This is a genomic window from Streptomyces sp. NPDC004610 (assembly GCF_040609715.1).
In the GTDB taxonomy this organism is placed as follows: Bacteria; Actinomycetota; Actinomycetes; order Streptomycetales; family Streptomycetaceae; genus Streptomyces.
The window spans coordinates 122,859-143,247 of sequence record NZ_JBEXLA010000006.1 but is presented as its reverse complement, the minus strand read 5'-3'; the positions used below and the strand labels follow the sequence as shown (position 1 = coordinate 143,247).

The window sequence follows — 20,389 nt, the reverse complement described above, 5'->3', positions numbered from 1 at the left end:
AGCGGAGGATTCAGACGCGTGTCACCGAGTCGATCGGCATCATGCCGACCGGGTCGTAGCGCACCGGGGCGCCCGGGTAGGGGGCGTGGACGACCTGTCCGTCGCCGACGTACATGCCGACATGGCTGGCGTCGGAGCGGTAGGTGACCAGGTCGCCGGGCTGGGCCTGGGCGAGCGGGACATGGTGGCCGGCGTGGCGCTGGCCCTGGGAGGTGCGGGGGATGGCGATGCCCGCCTGGGCGTAGGACCACTGGGTGAGGCCGGAGCAGTCGAAGCCGCTGGGGCCGTTGGCGCCCCAGATGTAGGGCTTGCCGATGGCGGAGCGGGCGGCGGCGACCGCGGCGGCGGCCCGGCCGGAGGCGGGCCGGGCGCCGGAGGGGGCGGGTGGATCGGTGCGGCCGGAGCGGGAGGCGCGGTCGTAGGCGGCGCGGTCGTCGTCGGGCAGCGCGTTGAGCAGTTCGCGGGCCTTGGCGAGCTTGCCCTCGACGGTCTTCTTGTGGGCGGCGACGGCCTTGCGGCTCCGCTCCAGTTCGGCGAGGCGTCCGGTGGCCTCGGTGCGCTCCTGGGCCAGCTCGCGCAGGGCGCCCCGCAGCTCGGTGAGCTGTGCGGCCTGCCGGGTGCTGATCCGGTCCAGGACGGCGGCCTTGTCGAGGTAGTCGTCGGGGTCGTCGGAGAACAGCAGGGCGACGGAGGGGTCGACGCCACCGGCCCGGTACTGGGCGCCGGCCAGCGAGCCGAGGGCCTCGCGCAGCTCGTTGACGCGGTCCTGCTGGCGGGCGATGCGGTCCTGGGTGCGGCGGACCTCGCCGCGCAGGGTGCCGGTGCGTTCGTCGGCCTTGTTGTACGCCTCGGTGGCCTGCTCGGCCTCGGTGTAGAGCCGGTCGACCTCGGCCCGGGTGTCATCGGCGGGGGCGGCGGTGGCCGGGGCGGCGCCGAGCGCGGCGACGGCGGCGGAGACCGCGGTGAGGACGGAGACGGCGACGTACGACCCTCGGTCGAACCCGGACGGTGTCTGACGGCGATGGGACCCCACGGGAAGCCGTGCCCCTTTCACTGGGCGCTCACTGCACGCGCACGCATTGGACGACTCAAGCGCGGCAGACAGTAGCCGTGCGACGGGGCCTCGGCCAAAGACCTCCGTGCGTACGCACAGTGACGCCCCGCCGCTGACGCAGGTCACCGGCGGGGCGTGGGGTCACTTCACGGCACGTGGATTCCCTCGTTCGGGGGGCAGGCCGTGTCGTGGGTCGACGCGGGTCAGATCCGCACGCCGAACTGGAAGGGCATGTTGTTGATCGACTCGTAACGCACGACGGCGCCGGTGCGCGGGGAGTGCAGGATCTGGCCGTTGCCCGCGTAGAAGCCGACGTGGTGCAGATCGCCGTAGAAGATGACCAGGTCGCCGACCTTGAGGTCGGACTGGCTGTAGATGCGGGTACCGGCGTTGGCCTGCGCCTGGGAGGTGCGGGGGATCTGCATCCCGGCCTGGGCGTAGGCCCAGGAGGTCAGGCCCGAGCAGTCGAAGGAGGAGGGGCCGGAGGCGCCGTAGACATAGGGGCTGCCGATGACGCTCTGGGCGGCGGCGTAGGCCGACATGGTGCGGCCCGAGCCGGTCGGGGCGTCGCCCAGGGAGACGCGCTCGGTGGAGTCGCGGCTGGCGCGCTGCTCCTCCTCCTGGAGGGCGGCCTTCTCGGCGGCGGTCAGCGAGTTGAGGAGCTTCTGGGCCTCGGCGAGCTTGGCCTTGACCTCGTTCTTCTTGTTGCCCAGTTCCTCGCGGGTGGTGGAGAGGTCCTGGAGCTTCTCGGACGCCTCGGCGCGGTCCTGGGCGAGTTCGCGCTGCTTGTCCTGGATCTTGCCCAGGGCGTCGACCTGCTGGCTGCTGAGCTGGTCGAGGGTGGACGCCTTGTCGAGGTAGTCGTCCGGGTCGGCGGAGAGGAAGAGCTGGACGGAGGGGTCGATGCCGCCGGCGCGGTACTGGGCGCTGGCCATCGAACCGAGGCCCTCGCGCAGCTCGTTGACCTCTTCCTGGCCCTTGGCGACATTGTCCTGGATGGTGGAGATCTCCTTCTGGAGCTTCTCCTGCTTCTCCTTGGCGCCGTTGTACTTCTCGGTGGCGGCCTCGGCCTCTTCGTAGAGCTTGTCGACCTTCGCCTTGACCTCGTCCTTGGTCGGCTTCTCGCTCGGGGCGGCCTGGGCGGCCTGGGAGCTGAGGGCGACGGCGGCGGCGGCCGCGGTGGTCAGCACGGTCACACGGGTGCGGCTCGGCTGCTTGGGTCGACGGTGGGACGCCACGGGGGCGATCTCCTTCTTCCTCCAGCCGCCTACCGACACGCCGGTGGGCGGTGTCCCTCCACCGTCACCCCTGATGAGTGATCAACCGAGTGGAGGTTCGAGCCCAGACCCTAGTGACCCGGTTGTGATCAGTTCAAATCCTCAGCTGAAAAATCTCGCCCCACCGGCCATTATTTACACACAACTCACATCCCGTGATGCCGGATTGACCGTATGTCGCGGGAAGATCCCACTAATTCGGGCAATGGGCCCGAAGGTTGCGCTTGGGGTGTCCCACCGATCATGGGGCGGATCCCCGGCAAGGGGTCAGCCCCGGGCGAACCGCTTCAGAAGGACCACGGACGCCACCGGCCGGGCACCGGCCCGCGCCACCCCGTCGGCCACCTCGCGGTCGGTCGAGACCACGATCACCGGGCGCCCCGGCGGCTCGGCGCGCACCAGTTGCCGGATCAGCTCGTCGGCGGTGACCCCCGGTTTGGAGAACAGCACCCGGACCCCGCGCGGCGGCGCCAGCAGCACCGGCGCGGCCAGTTCCGCCCCGTCGAAGACACAGGTGACCTCGGCGCCGGACTGGGCGGCGAGCTGGGCGAGCTGGCCGAGCAGCCGCAGCCGCTGCTTCTCCAGCGGCATCTGCGGATAGCCGGTCTTGGTGACGTTGTAGCCGTCGACGACCAGATGCGCCTGCGGCAGCGCGAGCAACTGGTCGAGAATGGCCGGGTCGTGCTCCGACAGCGCCCGCGCGGCGATGTCCTTCGGGGTCATCCGGCCCGGCTCGACCGCGTCCACGGTCTCCGCGGGCCGTACCGACACCGGCGGCAGGGCGAGTTCGCGGCGCAGGCCCTGCGCGGCGTCCAGGACCGTGTCCAGCAGCAGTCTGACCCGCATGTCCTCGACGCTGCGGCCCTCGCGGGCGGCCCGCCGGGTGGCCTCCAGGGCGGCCTCGGACTCACCGAGCCGGGCCTTGAGGCGCCGGGACTCGCTCTCGGCGGCGGACACCTGGGCCTGCCCCTCGGCGCGCACCGCCTCCAGCTCGCTCTGCACCTTGCGCAGCGCCGCCTCGCCGCGCCGCACATCGCTGACCGCGGCGCGCAGTTTGCGGTGAAGCGATTCCGCTTCCTTGCGGGCGCTGTCCAGCTCCGTGCGCAGCCGCTCGGTCTCGGCGCGGATCTGGTCCTGGGCGGTGGCCAGCTCGGTGCGCAGCCGCTCCAGTTCGGCGCGGCTCTCCTCGTCGGCGCGCTCGGCGTCCGCGCGCTGGGCCTCCTCGCCGGCCGCGGTGACCAGCTTCACCCAGCCGGGGGGCCGCAGCACATAGGCCGCCGCCGCCACATCGAGGGGATCGGCGGCGGGCGGCGGGGCACCGGAGTCCAGCGCGCCGGTCAGCTCCGGCTGGGCCTCGCGCAGCTTCTCGCCGATGCGCTGCCGGAACAGCGCGTCGGTCTCCAGGGCGGCGGCCATCGCGTTCCCGGCGAACTTGGCCCGCCGGTTGGGGGCGAAGCGGGCGTACTGCCGCAGCTGCGCGGGCAGCTCGGCGACGGTCAGCCCGCCGAAGCCGTCGGACACGATCTGCACGACCCGGCGGCGCACCCCGTCGGGCAGTGGACGGTCGAGCACCTCAGCGGCGCCGTCGCCCGGCCCCCCGCCTGTGGTCTCCACCATCCGTCACCCCAATACCTGTGCCGATCCCCGCACGGGATCGGCGGTCGGGGGCCCCGGCTCCGTCAGGAGTCGGTGCCCGGCCTGTCCACGAGTTCCACCTGGTCCACCGCGTTGCACCAGCGGCAGCGCACCGACTCGATGGTCTCACTGAGCACCTCGCGCTCCTCGACCTTCGGCTCCCCGGCCAGGTCCAGATGGACGTACTCGACGACCTTCGACGAGCGCGTCACATCGAAGCGGGTCAGATTGCCGCAGAGGGTGCAGCGCCACCGCGAGGTGGCGGTGGGCAGGGGAACCGTCATCGTGGGCGTCCGCTTCCTTCTCTTCGTCCTACGTCTTCGTCGGGGCCCGAGCGTTCCTTGACCCCCGCGTGCGCCGGGAGGGGCACGGGAGCGCCCCGGAGCGCCGAGCGCCCCTTCCAGTGTCCGCGACACGCCGGGCGCTCCGAGCATGTCGGGGGGTAACCCTACGGCCTGGGGGGCGGGCGACGCCCATCCCGGGACGGCGGCGAGGCGGTCTGCGTGGTTGCGTCCCGGTACGTCATGCTCTGTAGCCATGATCGGCAACTGGAGCGGGACGGCGGGCCGGGCGGTGGCGGCGCTGCGCCGGCCGGCGGGCCCGATGACGTACACCCTGATCGCGGTCTGCTGTCTGATCTTCCTGATCGGCCCCGCCTCCGGGTTCAATCCGTCCTACGGCACCGGGGACGCCCTGCTGGCCGCGCAGCGCGCCTACTTCCGGCACTGGGGTGTCGTGCCCGCACAGTTGTTCGAAGGTGAACCCCGGGCCGCGCTGACCCCCGCGACCGCGCTCTTCATCCACGGCAGCTGGGTCCATCTGCTCGGCAACATGCTCTTCCTCTACGTCTTCGGGGTGCTGACCGAGGAGCGGATGGGCCGCGTCGAGTTCACCCTCTTCTATCTCGGCTGCGGCTATCTCGCCCTGCTGGGCTACGCCGCCGCGCACGCGGACTCCGATCAGTCGCTGGTCGGCGCCTCCGGGGCGATCTCCGCGGTCCTCGGCGCCTTTCTGTGTGCCTTCCCCCGGGCGCGGGTGACCAGTCTGCTGCCGTTCCTGTTCTTTCTGCCGGTGCGCTTTCCGGCGTGGGTGGTGCTGCCGTTCTGGGTGACCCTCCAGTGGATCGCGGCGGGCCGGGCCGAGCGGGGGCCCGGGGTCGCCTATCTGGCCCATCTGATCGGCTTCGGCCTGGGCTTCGGCTACGCGTGGGCCCGGTTCGGGCGGACGGTTAGAGTGAAGCCCGCCAAGCCCGCCCCAGCTCCGGCCCCCGAGGGAGAGAACCAGCCGTGATCACCGCGATCGTCCTGATCAAGACCAGCGTGGACCGGATCCCCGAGATCGCCGAGGAGATCGCCGCGCTGGACAGCGTCAGCGAGGTCTTCTCCGTCACCGGTACGTACGATCTGATCGCCATGGTCCGGGTCAAGGAGCACGAGGACCTCGCCGAGGTGATCCCGGGCCGCATCAGCAAGATCCCGGGCGTGGAGGGCACGGACACGCATGTCGCGTTCCGCACGTACTCCCAGCACGACCTGGAGGCGGCGTTCGCGATCGGCCTGGATTCCTAGCACACCGGGCGGCTTCGCGGGGCTTTGGCTGGTGCGGCGCCGGGGGAGGAACATGAAGAAACCCTCACCCAAGCTTCATCCCCACTCCCGTCCCCGGCGCCGAGCATCGAGACCATGGTCTTCTCCCACCGAATCGCGGCCCTCGCCGCCGTCGTCGTGATCCCCCTCGGGATCGCCGCGACCAGCTTCGCCCTCACCGACCGGCCGGAGTCCCCCGAGGTGCCCGCCAAGGTGGAACTGGACAGCGGCTCCCCGACGGCGAACCCCGACGTCCCCGCCCCCACCCCCAGCGACGAGGTGGTCTCCCCGCCCCCCGCCACCGACGCCCCACCCACCACCGGCACCCCCGGCACCCCCACCACGCCCAGCACACCCGGCAACTCCAGCACCACCGGCGGAAACGATGACGACGACCGAGGCGGACCGGCCGGCAGCGGGGACGACGACGCGGACGACGACGGCATCGGCGGCGGCGACGACGGCTGACCGGGGTCGCGCGCGGATCTCCGCCCGGGTCCGCATCCTGCTGTGGCTGCTGCTGGTGATGACCGTGGCCTTCGGCTCGGTCGCCACGACCGTACGGACCATCCTGCTGCGCGACACCGATCAGCGGATCGCGGATCTGCTGGCCCAGGAGGCGGTGGAGTTCACCCAGTTCGAGGAGCGCGGCGTCGACCCGGCCGGCGGACAGCCCTTCACCGACGCGACCCGGCTGCTGCGGGTGTTCCTGGAGCGCCAGCACGCCGACGCCGACGAGGAGCTGATCGGGCTGGTGGCGAGCCGCGGCCCGGACCCGGCGAAGATCATCCAGCAGCGGGAGATCCCGGCCGCGCTGCCGCTGCACCAGGACGCCGACGCCCGCCGGGAGATCTTCGGCTCGGACGACACCACCGGCACGGTGGAGCGCCCGGCCGGGAAGATCCGCTGGGCCAAGGTGGAGATCGCCCCCTACGGCGGTGAGCCGGAGGCCGCCTTCGTCGTCGCCTTCCACCCGCAGCGCGAGTACGAACGCGCCGACGAGGTCTTCCGCATCCTGCTGGCCATCTCCGGCGTCGCCCTGCTGATGACCACCGGCATAGGGTGGGTCGTCGCCGGACGCATACTTCAGCCCGTACGGCTGGTCCGGGCCGCCGCCGCCCAGCTCACCGAGCAGGACCTCACCCGGCGGATACCGGTCCACGGCCGGGACGACATAGCCGCCCTCGCCGAGACCTTCAACGACATGCTGGACCGCCTGGAGCGGGCCTTCGCCGCCCAGCGCGAGTTCGTGGACGACGCCGGGCACGAACTGCGCACCCCGATCACCATCGTGCGCGGCCATCTGGAAGTCATGGGAGACGACCCGGCCGAACGCGAGGAGACCGTCCGCCTCGTCACCGACGAACTCGACCGGATGAGCCGGATCGTGGAGGACCTGCTGCTGCTCGCCAAGGCCGAACGCCCCGACTTCGTCACCCCCGAGCCGGTCCAGCTCGCCGAACTCACCGCCGATGTCTATGTCAAGGCCCGCGCGCTCGGCGAACGCGACTGGCAGCTCGCCGAGGTCGCCGACGCCGAGGTCCGGCTCGATCCGCAGCGCATCACCCAGGCCATGGTCCAGCTCGCCCAGAACGCGGTGCAGCACACCGGCCCCGGCAAGCGCATCAGCATCGGCTCCCGCACCGACGGGGCCCGCGTCCAGCTGTATGTCGCCGACTCGGGCACCGGGGTGCGCCCGCAGGACGTCGACGTCATCTTCGAGCGCTTCCGGCGCGGCACCGCCCGCCGCGGCACCCGGGGCTCCGGCGCCGGGCTCGGCCTGTCCATCGTGCGGGCCATAGCGGAGGCGCACGGCGGCCGGGTCGGGCTGCACGAGACGGACGGCGGCGGCGCCACCTTCGTCCTCACCCTGGAGGAGACCCGCCCATGAAGCCATGCCGCGTCCCGCCCGGAGGGAGGCCCCCCGAATGAACCGGATCCTCATCGTGGAGGACGAGGAGCGCATCGCCTCCTTCGTCGAGAAGGGCCTGCGCGCCAACGGCTTCACCACCACCGTCGTCGGCGACGGGGAGGCGGGCTACGAGTACGCCCTCACCGGCGGTTTCGACCTCGTCGTCCTGGACATCGGGCTGCCCGGCCGCGACGGCTTCACCGTGCTGCGCGAACTGCGCGAGGCCCGGGTGACCACCCCCGTCATCGTGCTCACCGCCCGCGACTCCGTCCGGGACACCGTGGCCGGTCTGGAGGGCGGCGCCGACGACTGGATGACCAAGCCGTTCCGCTTCGAGGAACTCCTCGCCCGGGTCCGGCTGCGGCTGCGGACGGCGGCCAGGGCGCCGGAGGTGACCGTGCTGAAGTCCGGCTCGCTCACCCTGGACCTGCGCACCCGCCGGGCCCGCTCCGGGGAGCGCACGGTCGATCTGACGGCCCGTGAATTCGTCCTGCTGGAACTGTTCCTGCGCCACCCCGGCCAGGTGCTCTCCCGCGAACAGATCCTCTCCCATGTCTGGGGCTACGACTTCGACCCCGGGTCGAACATCGTGGACGTCTATGTCCGGGCCCTGCGCAAGAAGCTGGGCGCCGAACGGGTGGAGACGGTACGGGGCATGGGGTACCGGTTGCCGGTGTGACCCCCGGGGAGCATCCGCCGGGCGCCCCTCACCAGCGAGCATGAAGTCTCTTTCATCGACGGCTCATCAAGGGCTCACCGCCCGCGTGAACGCTCGATGGCGTGACCCTGAACCTCCGACTGACCGTGGGCCTGTGCCTGGCGCTGTCGCTGTGCGCCGTGCTGGCGGTCCCCGGCACCTTCCCCGGCCTGTCCGGCACCGCCCGTCTCACCCTCGCCGTCTTCGCCCTGGCGACCTGCGCCTGGATCGCCACCCCGATCGACGACACCTATATCGCCCTCGGCGCCGGACTGGCGCTGACCGTGACCGGGGTCATCAGCAGCGACACCTTCTTCGGCACCCTCGGTGACTCCACCGTCTGGCTGCTGATCTGCGCGTTCGTCCTCGCGGCGGCGGTGGCCCGGACCGGGCTGGCGGGGCGGGCGGCGGCCTTTCTGGTCGGCGGGGCGCGCAGCGTACGGCAGCTCACCCATCTGACCACCGCCGCGCTGGTCGTCACCGCGTTCGCCGTCCCGGCCACCTCCGGGCGGGCCGCGCTCGCCCTGCCGGTGTTCCTGGCGCTGGCCAAGGCGCTGTCCGAGCACCGGCGGCTGGTGGTGATGCTGGCGCTGCTGTTCCCGACGGTCATCCTGCTGTCGGCGGTGGCCACCCTGATCGGCGCGGGCGCCCATCTGATCACGGTGTCGGTGCTGTGGGAGTCGACCGGGGAGCGGGTCGGGTTCACCGAGTGGCTGCTGATCGGGCTGCCGCTGGCCGTGGTCTCCTCGCATCTGGCGGCGGAGGTGGTGCTGCTGACGACGACCCGGCGGGCGGACCGGAAACTGCCGGTGGAGATCAGCGCGGCGGACATCCAGCAGCACACCGAGGAGCCCGTCACCGGGCCCTGGTCCCCCGCCGAGTCGCGCTGCGCGCTGCTGCTGGCGACGGTGGTGCTGCTGTGGTGCAGCGAGCCGCTGCACCAGGTGCCGCCGGCGCTGGTCGCGCTGATCGGCGCGGTGGTGGCCGCCTCACCGGCGATCGGCACGGTGAGGCTGAAGGACGCGCTGAAGACCGTGCCGTGGTCTCTGTTGCTGTTCATGGCGGCGACCATGGCGATGGGGGTCGCGCTGTCCGACTCGGGCGCGGCGAAGTGGCTGGTGTCCGGGCTGCCGACGGGGGTGGGGCCGGAGGTGTTCCTCGCGGCGGTGATCGCGATCAGCACGGCGGCGCATCTGGTGCTTCAGTCGCGGTCGGCGCGGTCGTCCGTGCTGGTGCCGCTGGTGGTGGCGGCGGCGGTGGGGGTGGGGGTGAATCCGGTCGCGGCGGCGTTGGCGTCGACGGCGGCGGCGGGGTTCTGCCACACGCTTCCGGCGTCGGCGAAGCCGGTCGCGTTGTTCGCGGAGGTACCGGGGGTTGCCACGTACACGCCCCGGGATCTGCTGAGGCTTTCGGCGTTTCTGGCGCCGTTGACCGCGGTGTTGGTGCTGGTGTTCGCGGTGGTGGTGTGGCCGGTGATGGGGGTGCCGTTGCGATAACACTCCGTTCGTGGACCTGCTGTGCGCGGCTGCGAGTTCGTTATGGCTGGTCGCGCCCACGCGGCGGAGCCGCATATCAACACAGCCCCGCGCCCCTGAAAGACGGGGCGCTGCCCCTCCCCCTGTCGACCAGGGACCGCCCCCGTGAAAGACGGGCGTTCCCCCTTCCCCCTATCTCTGAGGAGCCCTCTGATGCTCTCCCGTATTGCTGTTGCCCCCAGTGGGTTCAAGGAGTCGTTGTCCGCTCAGGCCGCTGCCGAGGCCATCGGGGCCGGGGTGCGGCGGGTGTTGCCGGAGGCCGAGGTGGATCTGATTCCGCTGGTGGACGGTGGGGAGGGGACCGCTCGCGCGCTGGCCTCGGCGGGCGGTGGGCGGCTGGTCGCGCTGTCGGCCACCGGGCCGCTCGGGGAGAGCGTCGGCACCCATTTCGCGCTGCTGGACTCCGGGCGTACCGCCGTCGTGGAGATGGCGGCCGTCGCCGGGCTGTCGCTGGTGCCGGCCAGTCTGCGGGACCCGGGGGCCACGACGACCTACGGGGTGGGCGAGCTGATCCGGGCCGCGCTGGACATCGGGGTGGAGCGGATCGTCGTCGGCTGCGGGGACTCGGGGACCTCGGACGGGGGCGCGGGCGCGCTCCAGGCGCTCGGAGCGCGGCTGCTGGACGCCGATGGGTTCGAGCTGGCGCCCGGTGGCGGGGAGTTGGTGCGGCTCCACCGGATCGACGGGCGGGGGCTGGATCCCCGGCTGGCCCGGACCGAGATCCTGGTCGCCTGCAACCCGTACAACGTGCTGTGCGGGGAGCGGGGCGTGGCCCGGGTGTTCGGGCCGCAGAAGGGGGCCACCCCGGCGCAGGTCGAGCGGCTGTCGGAGGGGCTGGAGCGCTGGGCGTATCTGCTGCGCCGCGATCTCGGGCCGGGCACGGTCGATCTGCGGTCCGGGGCGGGCACCGGCGCCTCGGGCGGGCTCGGGGCCGGGCTGGCGGCGCTGGGGGCCCGGCTGCTGCCGCGCTTCGAGGTGCTGCTGGACCATCTCGACCTGGACGCCCGTCTCGCCCGCGCCGATCTGGTGCTGACCGCCGAGGGCGCCCTCGACGAGCAGACCCGGCGCGGCAAGGTGCCGGGCGAGGTGGCCCGCCGCGCCAAGCTCTCCGGCCGTCCCGTGCTGGCGCTGGCCGGCACCCTCGGCAAGGGTGCCGGTGACGTACCGGGCGTGGACGCCTGCCATGGCATCATGCCCGCCCCGATGGCGCTGGCGGAGGCGCTGGTGCGGGCGGCGGAGCTGCTCACCGACGCCACCGAGCGGGCGCTGCGGATGGTGGTGCTGGGGGCCCGGCTGCCGGTTCAGGCGGAGGTGTCGGGGACGCAGCGGCCGTCGACCGTGCGGTAGTTCCAGCGGGCGCCGTCGGCGACCAGTTCGCCCACGGCGCGGACGAAGCGCTCGATGTGCTCGTCGGGGGTGCCGGCGCCAAAACTGACCCGGATGGCGTTGAGGGACTTCTCGCCGGGCGCGGCCTCCGGGGCGCCGCACTCGCCCTGGGACTGCGGGTCGCTGCCGAGCAGGGTGCGCACCAGCGGGTGGGCGCAGAACAGCCCGTCGCGGACGCCGATGCCGTACTCGGCGGAGAGCGCGGCGGCGAAGTGGGAGCTGTTCCAGCCGTCGACGACGAAGGAGATCACCCCGACGCGGGGGGCGTCGTCCCCGAACAGCGACAGCACCCGCACCTCGGGGATCCCGGCCAGCCCGGCCCGTACGGTGTCGATGAGGTGCCGCTCACGGGCGACGAGGGTGTCGAACCCGGCCTCGGTGAGGGCGGCGCAGGCGGAGGCGATGGAGTAGGCGCCGATGACGTTGGGCGACCCGGCCTCGTGGCGGGCGGCGCTGTCGTGCCACTCGACGTCCACTCCCCCGTCCTCGCGCCGGGTGACCTTGCGGCTGGCGCCGCCACCGGCGAGGTAGGGCTCGGCGGCGGTCAGCCAGTCGGCGCGGCCGGCCAGGACGCCGGAGCCGAAGGGGGCGTACAGCTTGTGGCCGGAGAAGGCGACCCAGTCGACGTCCAGGTCGGTGAGCGAGACGGGGTGGTGCGGGGCGAGCTGGGCGGCGTCCAGGACGATCCGGGCGCCGTGGGCGTGGGCGGCGGCGGTCAGCTCCCGTACCGGCCACAGCTCGCCGGTGACATTGGAGGCGCCGGTGACACAGACCAGGGCGGGGCCGTGCGGGTCCCGGGCGGCGAGGGCCCGCTCCAGGGTCTCGACGGCCTGGGCCGGGGTGCGCGGGGCGTCCAGGTAGGTGACGCGGGCGTCCTTCCAGGGCAGCAGGGAGGCGTGGTGCTCGGTCTCGAAGACGAAGACCTGGCAGCCGTCGGGCAGCGCGGCGGCGAGCAGATTGAGCGAGTCGGTGGTGGACCGGGTGAACACCACCTGGTCACCCTCCCGGCACCCGAGGAAGGCGGCGACGGTGGCGCGGGCGTTCTCGAACAGATCGGTCGACAGCTGCGAGAGATACCCGGCCCCCCGGTGCACGCTGCCGTAGTAGGGCGCGTACGCGGCGACGTCGTCCCACACCCGCTGGAGCGCGGGTGCGCTGGCGGCGTAGTCGAGCGCGGCGTAGGTGACCTCGCCCCCGGTGACGAGCGGCACGGTGACGTCCCGGCCGAGAACCGGCAGCGGCTCGCAAACGGCGGTGGTGGTGGCGACGGACATGGGCCCACTCCTCGACGACCAGGACCCCTGGTGACGCGAGGGGTCCGCGCTTGCCGCAGACCTCGCTGCCTACGGCCTGGTCTTCACCCGGGGCACCCCGCCACGGACGGAGGGTTGCCGGACAGCCGGCCGGGGCCTGATGGCTGTCACTCATGACCTGCTCGAAAACCTACGCGACCGATCGAAGAAAGCGCAACTCCCCCCAGATCCTGAACCGAGGGGAGCCGCAAGGCTTCTAGGGGCGCGGAGAACTGCGCGACCAGCCCCCACCCACCCGCACCCGACCGGCTACGAATTACTCGCAGCCACCCACCGCTCCAGCACAGCCCTCGCCGCCCCGGAGTCAATCGCCGCCGCCGCCTTCTCCATCCCCACCCGAATCTGCTCCACCAGCGGAGCAGACGTCGGCTCAAGAGCCACCAGCGCAGCCGCCGCGTTCAGCACCACCGCGTCCCGCACGGCCCCCCGCTCCCCTTCCAGCACCCGCAACGCCACCCCCGCGTTGAACGAGGGATCCCCGCCCCGCAGCGCCTCCACCGGCACCAGTTCGATCCCCACATCCCGGGGATCGAAGGTCTCCTCCGTAACCTTCCCGTCCCGTACCACCCATACCCGGGACGTCGAGGTGACGGTCAGCTCGTCGAGCCCGTCGTCCCCCCGGAACACCAGCGAGGAGTTGCCCCGCTCGGCGAAGACCCCGGCGACCACCGGCGACATCCGGGGATCGGCGACCCCGACGGCCTGCGCGCGCACCCTCGCCGGGTTGGTGAGGGGGCCGAGGATGTTGAACACCGTCCGGATCCCGAGCTGCCCGCGCGCCGCGCCGGCGTACCGCAGGGCGGGGTGGAACTTGATCGCGAAGCAGAAGGTGATCCCGGCCTCCTGGGCGACCTCGGCGACCCGGGCCGGGGTCAGTTCCAGATTGACCCCGAGCTTCTCCAGGACGTCGGAGGCGCCGGACGCGGAGGACGCGGCCCGGTTGCCGTGCTTGACGACCGTGGCACCGGTCCCGGCGACGACGATGGAGGCCATCGTGGAGATGTTGACGGTCTTGGCGCCGTCGCCGCCGGTGCCGACGATGTCGACCGTGCGGCCGGGCACCTCGATCACCTTGGCGTGCGCGTACATCGTCCGGACCAGGCCGGTGATCTCCTCGACGGTCTCGCCCTTGGCTCGCAGGGCGACCGCGAACCCGGCGATCTGGGCGTCGGTCGCCTCGCCGCTCATGATGCGGTCCATCGCCCAGGCGGTGTCCTCGGCGCTCTGGTCACGGCCGGAGAGCAGCGCGTTCAGGACGTCGGGCCAGGAGCGGGCCGCCGCGGTGTCGCCTCCAGCGGGGTGCACAGCGCTCATAAGCCGCTCCTGGGTGTGGTCCCGCGCCGGGAGGGGCGGGGACGGGTCTGTTCGATGCGGGTCCACCCTATCCAGCCGGGCCCGGCCGCCCGCCCCCCGTCCACCCAACGGACCCGGCGGACGGACCCGGCGCGGGACCCCGCGAGGGACCCACGCGGAACCCCACGACGGACAGGCCGAGGGCCCCGCTCCGGTGTCCGGAACGGGGCCCTCGGCTGTGGCGACGCGGGTGTGGCACGTACTGCATGTGTTGCCGGTGGCGCCGGAGGCGATCAGTGGTGGCCGTGGCCGCTCGTGATCTCCTTGTACTCCTCGACGGTCGGCTTGGTGATCTGGGAGTCCTCCCCGTAGTACGCCTTGCTGAGCTTGGCGCGGAGCTTGTCCGGGGCCTTCACCTTGCGGGCGACGCCGTTCTCGTCGGTCGCCGCGCCGACCTGGGCCGGCTCGTACTGCTCGTGCGCGGTGAGGGTGTGCAGCTGCTCCTGGCTGAGCGGCTCATGGACCTCGATGAACTCACCGTGCGGCAGGCGCTTGATCGTGCCGGTCTCCCGGCCGTGCAGCACCTTCTCCCGGTCCCGGCGCTGGAGGCCGAGGCAGATCCGCTTGGTGATGATGAACGCGATGACCGGTCCGGCGAAGAACCCGATCCGGACGAACCAGGTGACCGCGTTGATCGACAGCTGGAAGTGGGTGGCCCACAGGTCGTTGCCACCACCGACCAGCGTGATCATGTACATCGTGATCCAGGCGACGCCGAACGCGGTGCGCGTCGGGGCGTTGCGCGGACGGTCCAGGATGTGGTGCTCGCGCTTGTCGCCGGTGATCCAGGACTCGATGAACGGATAGACCGCGATGGCCATCAGCACCACACCGAACAGCACCAGCGGGATGAACACGCCGAGGACCAGGGTGTGGCCCCAGAAGTTCACTTCCCAGCCGGGGAAGAACCGGATCAGACCCTCGGCGAAGCCCATGTACCAGTCCGGCTGGGCGCCCGTGGACACCATGTCGGGCCGGTAGGGGCCGAGCACCCAGATCGGGTTGATCTGCGCGATCGCCGCGATGGCCGCGATGACACCGAAGACCAGGAAGAAGAAGCCTCCGGCCTTGGCCATGTAGACCGGCAGCAGCGGCATGCCGACGACGTTCTTGTTGGTCTTTCCGGGGCCCGCGAACTGCGTGTGCTTGTGGTAGAAGACCAGGATCAGATGGGCGACCACCAGACCGAGCATGATGCCCGGCAGCAGCAGGATGTGGATCGAGTAGAACCGGGCGACGAAGTCGGTCCCCGGGAACTCCCCGCCGAAGAGGAAGAACGAGATGTAGGTGCCGACGATCGGCGTGGCCAGGATCGCGCCCTGGGTGAAGCGGACACCGGTGCCGGAGAGCAGGTCGTCCGGGAGCGAGTAGCCGGTGAAACCGGTGAACATGCCGAGGACGAAGAGCAGGAACCCGAACAGCCAGTTGATCTCACGCGGCTTGCGGAACGCGCCCGTGAAGAACACGCGCATCATGTGCACGAACATGCCGGCCAGGAAGATCAGTGCCGCCCAGTGGTGGATCTGCCGGATGAGCAGTCCGCCGCGCACATCGAAGGAGATGTGCATGGTCGACTCGAACGCCTGGGACATCAGCTGTCCCTGGAGCGGCACATACGAGCCGTGGTACTCGACCTCGGCCATCGACGGCTGGAAGAACAGCGTCAGATAGACACCGGTCAGGATGATGATGATGAAGCTGTAGAGGCAGATCTCACCCAGCATGAACGACCAGTGGTCGGGGAAGATCTTGCGCATGTTGGCCTTGGCCAGGGAGTAGATCCCCAGCCGGCCGTCCGCCCAGTCGGCGACGCGCTCGCCCGCGGGGGCCTTGCCCCGCCTGGCCTCGTTCTCGGTGGTCGTCGTGGAACTCGTAGTGCTCATCCGCGCTCCCAGAATGCAGGACCGACGGGCTCTTCGAAGTCGCCGAGCGCCTCAAGGTAGCCCTCGTCGTTCACGCCGATGCGCAGCTGCGGCAGGGCGTGACCGGCGGGGCCGAAGATCACCCGGGCACCGTCGGAGAGGTCGAAGGTGGACTGGTGGCAGGGGCACAGCACGTGGTGCGTCTGCTGCTCGTACAGCGAGATCGGGCAGCCGACGTGGGTGCAGATCTTGGAGTACGCCACGATCCCGTCGTGCGACCACTCCAGCTCGCGGGCGTCCTTGATGTCGTCCGGCTGGATGCGGACGATCATCAGGGCGGCCTTGGCGATCTCGTTCTGGAAGCCGTGGTCGTGCTCCTCCAGGCCCTCGGGCTTGCAGAACGTGAGCGAGCCGACGGCCACGTCCGAGGGACGCAGCGGCTCGTCGGTGTTCATGTTGACGAGGAGCTTGCCCCGCTTCCACAGGGTGTGGCGGAGCTTGTCCTCGGGCAGCGGGCCGAGGTCGCGCAGCAGGACCACACCGGAGAGCGGGAAGAGGGCCATCGCGCCGAACATGGTGTTGCGGAGCAGCTTGCGGCGGCCGAGCGCGGATTCCTTGGCGCCCTGCTTGAAGTCGGCCAGGACCTTGGCCTTGACCTCGGGCTCCGCCGCGATCGGGTGCCGCTCGTCGGCGATCTCGTGGTCCGACATCAGGGTGCGGGCCCAGTGGACCGCGCCCGCGCCGATCAGGAACAGCGCGCCGCCGAGGGTGAGCCCGAGGGCGAAGTTCAGCGCGTTGATGTGCCCGATCGGAAAGACGAAGATCGACTTTTCCTTCGGGATCGCCACATAGGAGGCGATGAAGCCGACGGTGGCCAGCATCGACAGGGTGAAGAGAAAGGCGACCGCGCGCTCGGAGCGCTTGGCGGCCCGCTCGTCGATGTCCTGGACACGCGGCTCGTGGGGGGGCAGGCCCGGGTCGGCGAACGGGTTCTGCTCGTCCGCCACGGCGGGCGCGTGGTGCTCGGCCTCGGCCGGCAGGTGCTCTTCTGGAATGTCTTGGCTACTCATGACTTCTTGGCCTTTGCGGTCCGAGCGGCGACCCAGACGGCGACCGCGATCAGCGCGCCGAGGCCGAAGATCCACGCGAAGAGGCCCTCGACGACCGGTCCGAGACCGCCCAGCGACATACCGCCCGGGTTCTCGGTGTCGGAGCTGTTGACCGCGTCGAGGTAGGCGATGATGTCCTTCTTGTTCTGCTCCGTCAGCGTGGTGTCCGGGAACGACGGCATGTTCTGCGGGCCGGTCTGCATGGCCTCGTAGATGTGCTTGGGGTCGACGTCGTCCAGCGGCGGCGCGTACTTGCCCTTGGTCAGGGCACCGCCCTTGCCGGTGAAGTTGTGGCACTGCGCGCAGTTGTTGCGGAACAGCTCCCCGCCCTCGGCGATGTCCGCGCCCTGGGGCCCGTACTGCTCCTCGGTCGGGACCTCGGGGCCGGCGCCGAAGGAGGCGATGTACGCGGCGAGCTGGTCGATCTCGGCCTGCGAGTAGATGTTCTTCTTCTTCGGTACCTGGACGCCCTGCGAGGTGGCGGCCGGCATCCGGCCGGTGGCGACCTGGAAGTCGACGGCCGCGGCCCCCACCCCGACCAGGCTGGGGCCGTCGGTGGTGCCCTGACCGCCGGTGCCGTGGCAGCTGGCGCAGCCGACGGCGTAGAGCTTCTTGCCCTCTTCGATGGCGAGGGACTGGGCGGTCGTATCGGCCTGCGCCTTGTCCGCGGGCGCGAACGTGGCGTACAGCCCCCCAGTGGCCGCCAGCGCGAGGAGTAGGACGACGACCGCCGCCAGCGGATGGCGTCGTCGTACGGAGAGCTTTTTCACGGATTACCCCGGTGTCAGGATCTTCTGCGTCGATGCTGCTTCTGGAATGCGGGTGCGTGCGCCGGGCACGGGCCCGGCTACTTGATCATGTAGATCGTGGCGAAGAGGCCGATCCAGACGACATCGACGAAGTGCCAGTAGTAGGACACGACGATGGCCGCGGTCGCCTGCTCATGGGTGAACCTCCGAGCCGCGTAGGTGCGGGCCAGGACCAGCAGGAAGGCGATCAGTCCGCCCGCCACATGCAGTCCGTGGAAGCCGGTGGTCAGGTAGAAGACCGAGCCGTAGGCGTCGGACGAGAGCGAGAGGCCGTAGTGCTTGACCAGCTCGGTGTACTCGGTGACCTGACCGCCGATGAAGACGGCACCCATGATGAAGGTGACGATGAACCACATCCGGAGCTTCTTCACATCACCGCGCTCGGCGGCGAACACGCCGAGCTGACAGGTGAGGGAGGAGAGCACCAGGATCGTGGTGTTGGCGGCCGAGAACGGGAAGTTGAGGGTGTCAGCCTTCTCCGTCCAGAATTCGGCGCCGGTCACCGATCGCAGGGTGAAGTACATCGCGAAGAGGGCCGCGAAGAACATCAGCTCGGAACTCAACCAGATGATGGTTCCGACGCTGGTGAGGTTCGGCCGATTGACCGACGGGTGCGCGTGCCCGGTTTCTACTGTCGTTGCTGTCGCCACGACCGACATTATGTCGGTCGCTTATCCCGCCCTCACTCCGGGGGGTGCCGTTCGGAGTGTTCGCAGCGTGTGTACTGCCCGGATGGCCGATCGTTCGGCCGTCATCGGGGGTTCGCCGGGTGATCAAAGGGGTGTTCCCACCGGTGTCGACGGGGTGGGGGAAGGAGTAGCATCCGCGGCATCGGGCACCGCCGCCCGTGGTCACGCCGAAGTCACGGAGGAAGCATGCAGCCGACCGCCACCGTGCTGGTCTACAGCGACGACTCCACCACCCGCGCGCAGGTGCGGCTCGCCGCGGGCCGGCGGCCGGCGCCGGATGTGCCACCGGTGCGGTTCCTGGAGTGCGCGACGCCCGCGGCGGTACTGGAGGAGCTGGACAGGGGCGGGATCGATGTGGCCGTGCTGGACGGCGAGGCCGTGCCCATGGGGGGCATGGGGCTGTGCCGGCAGCTCAAGGACGAGATCTTCGAGGCGCCGCCGGTGCTGCTGCTGATGGGGCGGCCCCAGGACGCGTGGCTGGCGACGTGGTCGCGGGCGGACGCGGCGGTGACCCTGCCGGTGGAGCCGGTGGAGTTCGCCTCCGCGCTGGCGTCGCTGCTGCGGAATCGGAAGTTGCAGAGCGCTTGAGGGGCGGGGCCGTCGCCTGATCGGGCGGGTGCGGGGAAGCTGTGGCTGATCGCGCAGTTCCCCGCGCCCCTGAAAGCCCTTACGCCTGCTCCGGCCTCAGGCGCAGGGCGTCCTCCGGTTTCGGGCCCTCGGGGGTGCCGCCCAGGAGGGCGCTGCCGGTGCGCCAGTCCTTCCAGTCGAGGTTCCAGTCGCCGAAGCCGTTGCCGAACGGCTCCATCGAGTCGCCCCATGAGTTGACGACCTCGACGACATCGCCCTCGCCGAAGTTCTCGAAGAACCAGGCGGCGTTGCCGGTGCTCATCCCGACGCAGCCGTGGCTGACGTTGCGGACGCCGTGGTCGCTGATGGACCAGGGCGCGGCGTGCACGTACTCGCCGCTCCAGGTCACCCGGGTGGCCCAGTAGACCGGCAGGTTGTAGCCCTCCGAGGAGCTGGCGGAGATGCCGACGCTGCTGCCGCGCATCCGGACGAAGTACTCCTGGCCGAGCACCACCTTGACGCCGTTGCGGGTCTCGTAGCCCGGTTTGCCGGTGGTGACCGGCATCGACATGATCTCTTCGTCGTTGCGGTAGACGGTCATCCAGTGCGCCCCGGCGTCCGCGACGGCGACCAGCTTGTCCCGGGTGGTGAGCTTCAGCGGGTCGGCCTTGCCACCCCACAGCCGGTCGTTGATCTTGATGCCGTTGAGGTTGCTGCGGACGTTGATGGTGGCGTTGGAGGGCCAGAACTCCTTGGCCCGGTAGTGCAGCTCCTGGTCGTTCACCCAGTGCCAGGCGCCCTCCACCCCGGGCTTGGCGGTGACCTTCAGTCCACGCTCCACGATCCGCCGCTGGGCCTTGTCCGCGACCGGCTCGCTCAGCTCGGCGACGACGGGCTGGCCGACGCCGTAGTCCCCGGAGTCCGGGCCGAAGATGACGTCCAGACGCTTCTGGGTGCGGGGTTTGCCCGTGTCGAAGGAGTGGGTGCGGCGGCCGGGCTTGCCGTCCTCGTTCTCGGTGCTCACCCGGACCGTGTAGCGGGCGTCGGCGGCCAGCGGGGAGGTGCTGTGCCAGCGGCGGCCGTCGGCCGAGAGTTCGCCCGCGAGATAGCGCCCCGCGCCGTCCACGGCGGTGACGTCGGTGATCCGGCTGCCGCCCTCGGCGGTGACGTCCAGCGGTTTGGAGGGGTCGGCGAGCTGCGGCTCGGGCTTCTCGCCCGGCTTGGCCTTCTCGCCGGGCTTCTGCTTCTGCCCGGCGGGCTGGGCGCCGGGGGATTCGGTCGTGCCCTTGCCCGCCTTGGCGGGCTCGGCGGTGGCGTCGGTGGTGGCGCCCTGGAAGGAGACGTGGTCCGCAGCGTCGTACGGCGTGGCCGCGAGCGGGTTGCCGTCGCTGCCGCAGGCGGTGACGGTCACGCCGAGGGCCATCACCAGCAGCGTGCAGCTGACGACGGTACGGGTGCGCGGAGAGGTGCTCATGGCTTCACGCTAGGAAGCCTCGGCCGGTCCGGCGCGTTCAGTGAGCCGTGCGGGGGACGGAGTGCGGCAAACGCGCGAGCCCGGACCCTCCTGACGGAGTGTCCGGGCTCTGCGCCGACCGGAAAAAACGG

General features: G+C 71.1%; 19 protein-coding genes and 1 riboswitch. Of the genes, 8 read left to right on the top strand and 11 right to left on the bottom strand.

The features are described 5' to 3' along the window. Positions 1-10 precede the first annotated feature (10 nt). From ABZX40_RS08675 to ABZX40_RS08660, 4 genes are all read right to left on the bottom strand, one after another. Positions 11-1,033 (bottom strand): NlpC/P60 family protein, encoded by a 1,023-nt coding sequence (locus ABZX40_RS08675; protein WP_355736476.1) that lies wholly within the window; start codon positions 1,031-1,033, stop codon positions 11-13. 224 nt (positions 1,034-1,257) lie between these two features. Then, the gene (locus tag ABZX40_RS08670) at positions 1,258-2,292 is read right to left on the bottom strand and encodes an NlpC/P60 family protein (RefSeq protein ID WP_355736473.1); all 1,035 of its coding nucleotides are present in this window, start codon (positions 2,290-2,292) and stop codon (positions 1,258-1,260) included. Between the two features lie 306 nt (positions 2,293-2,598). Next, the gene (locus ABZX40_RS08665) at positions 2,599-3,948 is read right to left on the bottom strand and encodes an NYN domain-containing protein (RefSeq protein ID WP_355736470.1); all 1,350 of its coding nucleotides are present in this window, start codon (positions 3,946-3,948) and stop codon (positions 2,599-2,601) included. 62 nt (positions 3,949-4,010) lie between these two features. Continuing rightward, positions 4,011-4,250, bottom strand: coding sequence for a hypothetical protein (locus tag ABZX40_RS08660; protein ID WP_355736467.1), 240 nt, complete (start codon positions 4,248-4,250; stop codon positions 4,011-4,013). A gap of 253 nt (positions 4,251-4,503) precedes the next feature. Between ABZX40_RS08660 and ABZX40_RS08655 the strand changes: the two genes are divergently transcribed. The 7 genes from ABZX40_RS08655 (at position 4,504) to ABZX40_RS08625 (ending at position 11,043) form a co-directional block, all read left to right on the top strand. Continuing rightward, positions 4,504-5,256: a rhomboid family intramembrane serine protease gene (locus ABZX40_RS08655; RefSeq protein ID WP_355736464.1), complete on the top strand. Its 753-nt coding sequence runs from the start codon at positions 4,504-4,506 to the stop codon at positions 5,254-5,256. After that, positions 5,253-5,534 carry an Lrp/AsnC ligand binding domain-containing protein gene (locus tag ABZX40_RS08650; RefSeq protein WP_355736461.1) on the top strand — a complete coding sequence of 94 codons (282 nt, stop codon included), beginning with the start codon at positions 5,253-5,255 and terminating at the stop codon, positions 5,532-5,534. The genes ABZX40_RS08655 and ABZX40_RS08650 overlap by 4 nt, the downstream gene beginning before the upstream one ends. A 114-nt stretch (positions 5,535-5,648) precedes the next feature. Continuing rightward, complete coding sequence (locus tag ABZX40_RS08645; RefSeq protein WP_355736458.1) at positions 5,649-6,020, top strand: small secreted hydrophilic protein; 372 nt, start codon at positions 5,649-5,651, stop codon at positions 6,018-6,020. A gap of 58 nt (positions 6,021-6,078) precedes the next feature. Further along, positions 6,079-7,443 carry a HAMP domain-containing sensor histidine kinase gene (locus tag ABZX40_RS08640; RefSeq protein ID WP_355736809.1) on the top strand — a complete coding sequence of 455 codons (1,365 nt, stop codon included), beginning with the start codon at positions 6,079-6,081 and terminating at the stop codon, positions 7,441-7,443. A gap of 37 nt (positions 7,444-7,480) precedes the next feature. Beyond that, positions 7,481-8,143 carry a response regulator transcription factor gene (locus ABZX40_RS08635; RefSeq protein WP_355736455.1) on the top strand — a complete coding sequence of 221 codons (663 nt, stop codon included), beginning with the start codon at positions 7,481-7,483 and terminating at the stop codon, positions 8,141-8,143. A 101-nt stretch (positions 8,144-8,244) separates the two neighbouring features. After that, positions 8,245-9,657, top strand: coding sequence for an SLC13 family permease (locus tag ABZX40_RS08630; protein WP_355736453.1), 1,413 nt, complete (start codon positions 8,245-8,247; stop codon positions 9,655-9,657). Between the two features lie 192 nt (positions 9,658-9,849). After that, positions 9,850-11,043, top strand: coding sequence for a glycerate kinase (locus ABZX40_RS08625; RefSeq protein WP_355736450.1), 1,194 nt, complete (start codon positions 9,850-9,852; stop codon positions 11,041-11,043). Here ABZX40_RS08625 and ABZX40_RS08620 read toward each other — a convergent pair. From ABZX40_RS08620 to ABZX40_RS08595, 6 genes are all read right to left on the bottom strand, one after another. Then, entirely contained in the window at positions 10,998-12,356 is a 1,359-nt protein-coding gene (locus tag ABZX40_RS08620; protein ID WP_355736447.1) for an aminotransferase class V-fold PLP-dependent enzyme, read from the bottom strand. The two genes, ABZX40_RS08625 and ABZX40_RS08620, sit on opposite strands and share 46 nt — an antisense overlap. 41 nt (positions 12,357-12,397) lie before the next feature. Then, positions 12,398-12,514, bottom strand: a riboswitch (SAM riboswitch). A 130-nt stretch (positions 12,515-12,644) separates the two neighbouring features. Continuing rightward, positions 12,645-13,709 carry an anthranilate phosphoribosyltransferase gene (gene trpD / locus ABZX40_RS08615; protein ID WP_355736444.1) on the bottom strand — a complete coding sequence of 355 codons (1,065 nt, stop codon included), beginning with the start codon at positions 13,707-13,709 and terminating at the stop codon, positions 12,645-12,647. Positions 13,710-13,981: 272 nt separating this feature from the next. Beyond that, entirely contained in the window at positions 13,982-15,631 is a 1,650-nt protein-coding gene (locus ABZX40_RS08610; RefSeq protein ID WP_355736443.1) for a cytochrome bc complex cytochrome b subunit, read from the bottom strand. After that, a complete protein-coding gene (locus ABZX40_RS08605) occupies positions 15,628-16,680 on the bottom strand; it encodes a Rieske 2Fe-2S domain-containing protein (protein ID WP_355736440.1) in 1,053 nt (350 codons plus the stop codon). Before ABZX40_RS08605 ends, ABZX40_RS08610 begins: the two co-directional genes overlap by 4 nt. Continuing rightward, on the bottom strand, positions 16,677-17,489 hold the full coding sequence (locus ABZX40_RS08600) for a c-type cytochrome (protein WP_355736437.1): 813 nt from the start codon (positions 17,487-17,489) through the stop codon (positions 16,677-16,679). The genes ABZX40_RS08605 and ABZX40_RS08600 overlap by 4 nt, the downstream gene beginning before the upstream one ends. A gap of 77 nt (positions 17,490-17,566) precedes the next feature. Then, positions 17,567-18,187, bottom strand: a complete 621-nt coding sequence (locus tag ABZX40_RS08595) for a heme-copper oxidase subunit III (RefSeq protein WP_355736434.1) — start codon at positions 18,185-18,187, stop codon at positions 17,567-17,569. 216 nt (positions 18,188-18,403) lie between these two features. Between ABZX40_RS08595 and ABZX40_RS08590 the strand changes: the two genes are divergently transcribed. Beyond that, the gene (locus ABZX40_RS08590) at positions 18,404-18,805 is read left to right on the top strand and encodes a hypothetical protein (RefSeq protein WP_355736431.1); all 402 of its coding nucleotides are present in this window, start codon (positions 18,404-18,406) and stop codon (positions 18,803-18,805) included. A gap of 79 nt (positions 18,806-18,884) precedes the next feature. On the opposite strand, the gene ABZX40_RS08585 is transcribed toward ABZX40_RS08590, so the two are convergent. Further along, a complete protein-coding gene (locus tag ABZX40_RS08585; RefSeq protein ID WP_355736428.1) occupies positions 18,885-20,258 on the bottom strand; it encodes an Ig-like domain-containing protein in 1,374 nt (457 codons plus the stop codon). Positions 20,259-20,389 lie beyond the last annotated feature (131 nt).